Source organism: Flavobacterium sp., assembly GCF_025352425.1.
In the GTDB taxonomy this organism is placed as follows: domain Bacteria; phylum Bacteroidota; class Bacteroidia; order Flavobacteriales; family Flavobacteriaceae; genus Flavobacterium.
Window position 1 is genome coordinate 41,536 of record NZ_JANXTI010000055.1, and the last position, 6,567, is coordinate 48,102.

Consider the following 6,567-nt stretch of genomic DNA (forward strand, 5'->3'; position numbering starts at 1 on the left):
TTGGTGCAAAATTACACTAAATCTTTAGAAAACAAACTACGAAATATAAATTTCTAAGATTGATGCTTTCCCTATAAGCTGAAAATCAGTCAAACTTGCCGGTACTAAAACGGTATCTCCTTTTCTATAACTGTAGTTTTCGCCGTCCGTTGTTAAACTGAATTCGCCATCTACGCACATATAAACAGTAAAGGATTCCCCGTGTTTGTATATTTTAGCGTGTCCGTCAAGCGGAATGAAATTCGTTGTAAAGTACTTGCAATTAACCACTTCGTTGGAAATGTTTTCAATTTTAGAATAATTCTTTTGGGCTTCCAAAGTCTCGTAATTAATAGCTTCCAATGACAAATCAACATGGAGTTCACGCTTATTTCCATTCGCATCTACCCTGTCGAAATCATAGATACGATAGGTTATATCAGATGTTTGCTGAATTTCGGCAACTACAATTCCGGCTCCAATGGCGTGAATGGTTCCTGTTGCCAGAAAAAAAACATCGCCTTGCTTTACTTTTTTGGTATCTAAAATAGCAACTATTGTTTTGTTTTGAATGTGTTTCAGGTATTCTTCAGGAGACGATTTTTCTTTGAATCCAACAATCAATCTTGAATCAGTATCAGCTTGCATAACGTACCACATTTCGGTTTTACCAAAGGAATTATGGCGTTTTTTAGCCAATTCATCATTTGGATGTAATTGAATGGACAAATCTTCGCGGGCGTCGAGGTATTTGAAAAGCAACGGAAATTGTTTTCCGAATTGTTCGTAAACCTTGATTCCCAAAACCGCTTCGGGAAATTCATTTATCAATTCGTTTAATGATTTTCCTTTAAAAGCACCATTAGCAATTATGCTGACATCATTTTTCACCGTCGATATTTCCCAGCTTTCCCCGGTACTATCAGAAGTTATTGGTTTGTTGAGAAAAGTTTTCAACTTGGTTCCTCCCCAAATCCTGTCTTTGAAAATAGGTTCAAATTGTAACGGATATAATTTCATTTAGCTGGATTTTTAAACAAAACTACATTGTTTTCAGGATTTCAAGCGCTTTATCGATATGTATTTTGCCCGAAGTACTGTCGAAAATCAATTGAATTATTCCGTTTTTATCGGCAACATACGTTGCTCTGCCTGGAATTAATCCGAAATAGTCATTTGGAACACCAAAAGCCATTCGTATTTTTTTGTCAAAATCAGAAAGCAAAATAAATGGTAAATTAAACTCATTAGCAAACGCCACATGCGACTTTAAAGTATCACCACTAATACCAATAACTTCCGCTCCCAAAGCTTTAAAATCTTCATATTGATCACGAAAAGAACAAGCTTGTTCGGTACAAACTCGGGTATTGTCTTTTGGATAAAAATAAATTACAACTGGTTTCTTTCCAATAACTTCATTACTCTCAAACAAATTCCCATTGGTATCAATGCCTGAGAAATGTGGAACTTTATCTCCTAGATGCAATGCCATTATTTTCCGTTGTAGGTTACAAAATTTCTTGGTGTTTCGTATAAAACAATTTCCAAATCTTTACTTTCATCTATATATTTTCGAAGTTTTTGCCAAATTACCACTGCTATGTTTTCAGCAGTTGGATTTAAGTCTGTGAATTCGGAAACATCAAGGTTTAGATTTTTGTGATCAAAAGCATCTTCAATATGTTTCTTGATTAAATCAGATAGAATTTTGGTATCAATAACATAGCCTGTTTCGGAATCAATTTCACCAGTAACGGAAACGATTAATTCGTAATTATGTCCATGGAAATTAGGGTTATTGCATTTGCCAAAAACAGCATCGTTTTTCTCCATCGACCAATCTTTGCGGTATAATCGATGAGCAGCGTTGAAGTGGGCTTTTCGGGAAACGGTTACTTTCATGGGTTATCAGTTGTCGGTTTTCGGTTTTCGGTTATAATTTGTGGTCTTCGAGGTAATGATAGAATTCGTCAAAGATTATTTTAAACCAAACTGTGTATATATTCGGGTTATTAATCATATCAGTTTTCACATCTTCAATCTTCATCCATTTCCAGCTTTCCACTTCTTCTTTGTTGATTTTTGGTTCACCATTATAATTTCCAATCATTACATGGTCTAGTTCATGCTCGGTCAAGCCGTTATCAAATGGTGCTTTATAGATAAAATGGAACAGTTCTTTGAGTTCGGTTTTGAAACCCATTTCTTCATGTAACCTTCGTGTTCCTGCTTGAATATTTGTTTCACCATTGCGTTGGTGACTACAACATGTATTTGTCCAAAGCAAAGGCGAATGGTATTTTTGATGTGCTCTTTGCTGCAACATGATTTCGTTGTTGCCATTCAGCACAAAAACTGAAAAAGCGCGGTGTAAAGCTGCCTTTTCATGCGCTTCGAGTTTATTCATTAAACCAATAGGCTTGTCTTGCTCGTTAACCAAGATTACTTGCTCTTCAATCATAACATTTATAAAATTCAAAAATACGAAAAAAAACAAACCTTCATAATCATTGATTTTGAACAACCGTTAAACTTTCCTTAAAACGTTTCACTTTGTAAACTATAAGACATTTTACCTCGTAAATGAGGAGTAAATTTGTAATAGATTTAAAAACACAGGCTATGCGAAAATTCATTTTTAACTTTTTACTTTTGTTACCACTATTCATCCTGAATGCTTGTGGGCAATCAACCAACAAACAAAACACAACTTCAAAACCCATTGCTATGGAAAACGTAATTTCAAAACCTGAAAACCCTTATTATTCTAATACCGATACTACTAAATTAAATATCTCTGATGCCGAATGGAAGAAAGTCTTATCTCCGGATTTATATGCTGTTGCGCGAGAAGCTGATACTGAAAGAGCTTTCACCGGAACAATGTGGAATTCCGAAACAAAGGGAACTTATTATTGTGCTACGTGCGGATTGAAGCTTTTCCGGTCAAACCAAAAGTTTACAAGCAGTTGTGGATGGCCTAGCTTCTTCGAACAGGAAAACAAGGAAAGCGTTGTCTTTAAAAATGACAACTCTTTTGGCATGATGCGTACCGAAGCCCTTTGCGGCAGATGTAACAGCCATTTGGGACATTTATTTGATGATGGTCCTGAGCCAACAGGGAAACGTTATTGTATGAATGCTATCTCATTAGACTTCGTTCCGGATACGACAGAAACCAAAGGAAATTTAGAAACTATTGTACTTGGTGGTGGATGTTACTGGTGTGTGGAAGCTGTGTATGAAAATTTACAAGGCGTTGAAAAAGTAGTTTCCGGTTTTGCCGGAGGAAGTGTTCCTAATCCGAGTTATGAAGAAGTTTGCACCGGAAGTACCGGCGCTGCAGAAGTGGTTCAAATCACCTACGACAAGACCAAAACGAATCTGGATGAAATCTTTCACGTATTTTTTACTGTTCATGATCCTACAACTTTGAACCGCCAAGGTGGTGATACCGGTACACAATATCGTTCGGTTATTTTTTATAAAAACGAAGAGCAAAAGAAAGCGGCTGAAAGTATTATTGCCGAGTTGAATACTGCTAAAGTATATGGTGGCAAAATTGTAACCACTTTAGAACCGTTTAAAGCTTTTTATAAGGCAAAGGATTATCACCAGAATTATTACGAGAATAACAAAGACCAGCCTTATTGCCAAATGGTAATCCAACCAAAGATTGAAAAATTTGAGAAGGTCTTTAAAGATAGATTGAAAAAGAAATAATAAAAAAAAACTCCTTGTGCTTACAAGGAGTTTTTTTGTTGATGGATTTATCTTTTATCCATTGTTTTGAAATCCCTCAAAGGATGTCCTGTATATATTTGTCGTGGCCTTCCTATTGGTTCTTTGTTAATGCGCATTTCTTTCCATTGTGCTATCCAGCCCGGCAATCTTCCTATTGCGAACATTACGGTGAACATATCGGTCGGAATTCCTAAAGCACGGTAAATAATACCTGAATAGAAATCTACATTTGGATATAATTTTCTTGATACAAAATATTCATCCACCAAAGCTGCTTCCTCTAATTCCATTGCAATTCTTAAAATCGGATCATCAACGCCAAGTGTTCTTAAAACCTCATCCGCTGCTTTTTTAATGATTCTGGCTCTTGGGTCGAAGTTTTTATAAACGCGGTGTCCAAATCCCATCAAACGGAAAGGATCGTCTTTGTCTTTGGCTTTAGCCATATACTTTGCCGAATCACCACCATCTTTTTGGATAGCTTCCAACATCTCTAAAACAGCCTGATTGGCTCCGCCATGAAGCGGTCCCCAAAGTGCTGAAACTCCGGCAGAAATAGATGCAAATAATCCGGCGTGAGATGAACCTACAATTCTTACTGTTGAAGTAGAACAGTTTTGTTCGTGGTCTGCATGAAGTATAAATAATTTATCTAAAGCATCAACTATTACTGGATTTGAAGCATATGGTCCGGTTGGTAATTTAAACATTAGCTGCATAAAGTTCTCAACATAACCTATGGTGTTATCATAATAGTTTAAAGGATAGCCCATCATTTTTCTATACGTCCAAGTTGCAATGACAAGGAATTTACCCATGGTTTTACAGGCAGCCTCATACATTTCCTTTTCGTTTTCTACGTTAACCACTTTTGGATTAAACGCGGTTAATGCGCTGGTAAGGGCAGATAAAACTCCCATTGGGTGCGCCGTTTTTGGAAAACCGTCAATGATGTTTTTCATCTCCTCGTTTACCAATGTGTACTTCCTGATGTCAGTTTCAAATTGTGACAACTGACTTTTAGTTGGTAATTCTCCGAAAATAACCAGATAGGAAACTTCGAGAAAATCTGCTTTTTCGGCTAAATCTTCTATAGCATAACCGCGATAACGAAGGATTCCTTCTTCGCCGTCAAGGAAAGTGATTTCACTTTTGCAGGAACCTGAATTTTTGTAACCCGGATCAAGCGTTATTGCGCCTGTTAAAGCACGTAGTTTGTCAATATCGATAGCTGCTTCATTTTCGCTTCCGACAATTACCGGAAGCTCGTATTTATTGCCATCAAATTCTAATATTGCTGTTTTGGACATGGTATAAAAATGGGAATTAAATCTGATAAATTAATAATTTAACAAATTTAGGGAATTCGAAATGAAATAAAAAAGAAATATGGTAGCGTTTTCGTTAATTATCTAATAAAAAATATGTTTTAAACAGGCGTCAATGGAGCTGTTTGTTTTAAAACCACAATTGGTTATGTTAAAACCCTTTTTGAATAAGGCAAAATCCCATTTAAATGATACTTCACCCCTATCTAAACATAATAACCCCTCCTTGAAAAAGAAAAACCCCTTCTAATTGCTCCGTCACCCCTCCTAAAAGTAAAAAACCCTTCATAATAAAAGAAAAACCCCTTCTAATAACTTTGCCACCCCTCCTAAAAGTAAAAAACCCTTCCTAGAAAAAGAAAAACCCCTTCTAATTACTTTGCCACCCCTCCTAAAAGTAAAAAAACCCCTCCTAGTAAAAGGGAAACCCTTCCTGTTTGCTTGGTCACCCCTCCTAAAACTAATAAAACCCACGCTGGTGTACGTGGGCTTTTTACAATTTGAACTTATTTTAAACTAAAGTAACTTTACTCTTTTACTATTTTCTGAACCAAAGCTCCTTTATCTGATAGTACCTTGATGAAATAGATTCCGTTGGACTGGCTTGATACATCAATCGTTATTTGGTTTTCGTTTACCAAACTTGTTTGTAACAATCGTCCCTGGACATCAAATAACTGCACAGAATGGATAGTATGGTTGCTATTTATATTGACATTTCCTTTTGTTGGATTTGGATACACCAAAATGGATGCATCAACTTCAAAATAGGGATTGCTTAATGCCTGGAAGGTTGTGTTTTCCTGATTGGTATCAACAGGCGCATTATAATCAAAGTAAATATTGGCTCTTTTGCTTACTGTGTTACCCTGAACCAAAGTGTTTTTAGATCTTATTTTTATCAAAATATTACCATGCCCACCGGAGTGCAGATTAATACTTGGAAAAATAAACTCGGCTACATTACCTGTAAGTTTTGCCGTCACTTGCGCTGAACTATTAAGCACCTGCAATGAATTGACATCAAATTGCGTAGTATCTATGACATCTCTTACTACTATGTTTTCTGCATCAGCATTTCCTGTGTTTTCAAAATTGATTACATAGTGTAAATAGTTCCCAATTTCTGATGGAGAAACCATATTGCCTTCAATACACGTAACATCATTTGGATCATAAGCACCAACTACGGTTTGGTTGTATTGGAATGTGTTGTCTGATGGACTTTCGTCTCCCGCTATTGGGTTTACCGTTGCGGTAAAATTCAGATTGTCTCCTATGTTAACTGGTGGTGAATCTGTTGGTGCATTTGCATGTAAGGTGATATAAAAACTTCTGTTTTCAAAGGGTAATAAATTAGTATAATTATAAGTTAACCCGTTGGGTGTAATTATTTGAAGTAAAATAAATTGATTAGATATTAGTCAAGATACTGAAATTCAGTATCTTGATGTCGCCAAACAAACCAATATCTATGTCAAATATAGTAAAAAATTATTTTAGAGTTTTAGAA

At 36.0% G+C, this 6,567-nt stretch carries 7 protein-coding genes; 1 reads left to right on the top strand and 6 read right to left on the bottom strand.

From position 1 onward, the window contains the following. Window positions 1–36 precede the first annotated feature (36 nt). Genes Q0Q99_RS07565 through idi form a run of 4 tightly spaced genes read right to left on the bottom strand, consistent with a single transcriptional unit; the run spans window position 37 to window position 2,443 of the window. Entirely contained in the window at window positions 37–999 is a 963-nt protein-coding gene (locus Q0Q99_RS07565) for a type I phosphomannose isomerase catalytic subunit (protein WP_293893787.1), read from the bottom strand. A gap of 22 nt (window positions 1,000–1,021) precedes the next feature. After that, window positions 1,022–1,474, bottom strand: a complete 453-nt coding sequence (locus Q0Q99_RS07570; protein ID WP_293893790.1) for a peroxiredoxin — start codon at window positions 1,472–1,474, stop codon at window positions 1,022–1,024. Beyond that, the gene (locus tag Q0Q99_RS07575) at window positions 1,474–1,884 is read right to left on the bottom strand and encodes a 6-carboxytetrahydropterin synthase (protein ID WP_293893793.1); all 411 of its coding nucleotides are present in this window, start codon (window positions 1,882–1,884) and stop codon (window positions 1,474–1,476) included. Before Q0Q99_RS07575 ends, Q0Q99_RS07570 begins: the two co-directional genes overlap by 1 nt. A 31-nt stretch (window positions 1,885–1,915) precedes the next feature. Beyond that, window positions 1,916–2,443, bottom strand: a complete 528-nt coding sequence (gene idi, locus Q0Q99_RS07580; protein ID WP_293893796.1) for an isopentenyl-diphosphate Delta-isomerase — start codon at window positions 2,441–2,443, stop codon at window positions 1,916–1,918. 161 nt (window positions 2,444–2,604) lie between these two features. Here idi and Q0Q99_RS07585 point away from each other — a divergent pair, with 161 nt between their 5' ends. Then, window positions 2,605–3,705, top strand: a complete 1,101-nt coding sequence (locus Q0Q99_RS07585) for a bifunctional methionine sulfoxide reductase B/A protein (protein ID WP_293893799.1) — start codon at window positions 2,605–2,607, stop codon at window positions 3,703–3,705. 47 nt (window positions 3,706–3,752) lie between these two features. Here Q0Q99_RS07585 and Q0Q99_RS07590 read toward each other — a convergent pair whose 3' ends face one another. Continuing rightward, a complete protein-coding gene (locus Q0Q99_RS07590) occupies window positions 3,753–5,036 on the bottom strand; it encodes a citrate synthase (RefSeq protein ID WP_293893802.1) in 1,284 nt (427 codons plus the stop codon). Between the two features lie 545 nt (window positions 5,037–5,581). Continuing rightward, a complete protein-coding gene (locus Q0Q99_RS07595) occupies window positions 5,582–6,196 on the bottom strand; it encodes a T9SS type A sorting domain-containing protein (RefSeq protein WP_293893804.1) in 615 nt (204 codons plus the stop codon). Window positions 6,197–6,567: the final 371 nt, after the last annotated feature.

Excerpts from the sequence above, each read along its gene's own strand:
- Q0Q99_RS07595 (WP_293893804.1), bottom strand. The coding sequence starts at position 6,196 with ATGGTTTCTCCATCAGAAATTGGGAACTATTTACACTATGTAATCAAT.
- Q0Q99_RS07585 (WP_293893799.1), top strand. The coding sequence starts at position 2,605 with ATGCGAAAATTCATTTTTAACTTTTTACTTTTGTTACCACTATTCATC.
- Q0Q99_RS07570 (WP_293893790.1), bottom strand. The coding sequence starts at position 1,474 with ATGGCATTGCATCTAGGAGATAAAGTTCCACATTTCTCAGGCATTGAT.
- idi (WP_293893796.1), bottom strand. The coding sequence starts at position 2,443 with ATGATTGAAGAGCAAGTAATCTTGGTTAACGAGCAAGACAAGCCTATT.
- Q0Q99_RS07590 (WP_293893802.1), bottom strand. The coding sequence starts at position 5,036 with ATGTCCAAAACAGCAATATTAGAATTTGATGGCAATAAATACGAGCTT.
- Q0Q99_RS07575 (WP_293893793.1), bottom strand. The coding sequence starts at position 1,884 with ATGAAAGTAACCGTTTCCCGAAAAGCCCACTTCAACGCTGCTCATCGA.
- Q0Q99_RS07565 (WP_293893787.1), bottom strand. The coding sequence starts at position 999 with ATGAAATTATATCCGTTACAATTTGAACCTATTTTCAAAGACAGGATT.